This window comes from Nonomuraea sp. NPDC004186 (assembly GCF_053603495.1).
The window spans coordinates 1-1,918 of the sequence record NZ_JBSGFQ010000271.1 but is presented as its reverse complement, the minus strand read 5'-3'; the positions used below and the strand labels follow the sequence as shown (position 1 = coordinate 1,918).

Below are 1,918 nucleotides of genomic sequence, written 5' to 3'. Positions count from 1 at the left end.
CGTGTGCCACGAACGCTGTTGGAGGTTGCGATGTAGGAGGTCGTGCTTTCTGAAGGCGGTGCTGTGCTGGTGATGGAGGTTGGCCCTCCGGGATCGCCCTGCAGGGGGAGGTCTCAAACCACCGCAAGCTGCTGCGGTTAAGTGCCGTGGTGGTGAGCGTTGCGGAAAAGGCGTCCGGTGAGGCGTCAGGTGTGAGCCGGGAAGGCGAACGCGAGTGAACCACTGATGAGGTGTCGAAAACGTGTGGTTGGCATCGAAACCCGGGTCGGGATCTTGCTCGGGGATGAGTCTGGCGGGTGCCTGCTGACTGGCCAGATGGTGTCCGGCATGAAGGTGGCGCGAGCTCGGCTTGGGCGCTGGCATGGAACGTGGGAACCTGTCGCTCCGGCGGTGCCGATGGGGTGTTGGACCTGTCGGCCGAAGGGAGCGTCCCAAGCAGCAGAAACTGTGAGGGGCGGAGTACCGGTGCGGGGCACGGGGGCGGACCGGCTCGTAGTAGCGCGGAAGCGCCGTAATGGGCGTGGAGCCAAGGGGCCGGGTTGTCCAGGGCGGCTTGGTGGTCAACCGGCTGGTCAATCGACTGGGCTGGGAGGAGCCAGGTGAGTCGGCCGAAGTCGCAGGACAAGCCGTTTCAGATCGCCAAGGTGGCGGTCTGGGAGGCGTTTGGGAGGGTCAAGGCGAACAAAGGCGCGGCGGGCGTGGACGGCCAGTCGCTGGAGGAGTTCGAACGGGACCGGGACCGGAATCTGTACAAGATCTGGAATCGGTTGTCGTCGGGCTGCTATTTCCCGCCGCCGGTGCGGGCGGTGGAAATCCCCAAGAGGGCAGGTCGAGGGGTGCGGGTGCTGGGCGTGCCGACGGTGGCTGATCGGATTGCGCAGACGGTGGTGCGGATGTATCTGGAGCCGAAGGTCGAGCCGATCTTCCATCCGGATTCGTATGGCTATCGGCCGGGCAGGTCGGCGCTGGAGGCGGTGGGTGTATGCCGTCAGCGGTGCTGGCGTTCGGACTGGGTGATAGATCTGGACATCCGGGCGTTCTTCGACACCGTGCCCTGGGACCTGGTGCTCAAGGCGGTCGCCCATCACATCGCACCGGATCAGCGGTGGATTCTGCTGTATGTGGAGCGGTGGCTCAAGGCGCCGCTTCAGTTGGCGGACGGCACGCTGGTAGTCCGAGATCGCGGAACCCCGCAGGGGTCGGCGATCAGCCCGTTACTCGCCAACCTGTTCATGCATTACGCGTTCGATATGTGGATGACCCGGGAGTTTCCCGGCCTCACATTCGAGCGCTACTGCGATGACGCGGTGGTGCACTGCCGCAGCCAGCGGCAGGCCCGCCAGGTTCGCGATGCCATCGCGGAGCGGCTGGCGCAGGTCGGCCTGGAGTTACATCCGGACAAGACACGCATCGTCTACTGCAAGGACGCCAACCGGCGTGGCTCATATGAACACACCGCGTTCACGTTCTTGGGGTATACCTTCCGTCCTCGGCTGGCCCAGAGCAGGCACGGCGATCACTTCGTGTCGTTCCTGCCCGCGGTCAGCAAGGACGCGGTCACCGCGATGAGTCGCACGATGCGTTCCTGGCATATCAGCAGGCGCAGCGATAAGTCCCTCGACGACCTTGCCAGAATGTTCAACAGCATTCTGCAAGGTTGGATCAACTACTACGGGCGCTTCTACAAGTCCGCGTTGGTCCACCCCCTACGCAGGCTCAACCGGCATCTGATGCGGTGGGCCCGCCAGAAATACAAACGGCTGCATCGACATAGACGCCGCGCGAAGGCATGGTTGGCCGAGGTCGCCCGGCGCGCCCCCGGCCTGTTCGCGCACTGGCGCTTCGGCGCACGTCCTGATGGCTGGGCAATGGGAGCCGGATGAGCTGCGAGGTTCACGTCCGGTTCTGAGAGAGCCGG

At 64.5% G+C, this 1,918-nt stretch carries 1 protein-coding gene; it reads left to right on the top strand.

Going from position 1 to position 1,918, the window contains the following annotated elements; translation table 11 throughout:
* Positions 1–599 precede the first annotated feature (599 nt).
* Positions 600–1,883, top strand: a complete 1,284-nt coding sequence (gene ltrA / locus ACWEPL_RS65175; protein ID WP_452443073.1) for a group II intron reverse transcriptase/maturase — start codon at positions 600–602, stop codon at positions 1,881–1,883.
* The last annotated feature ends 35 nt before the right edge of the window (positions 1,884–1,918 follow it).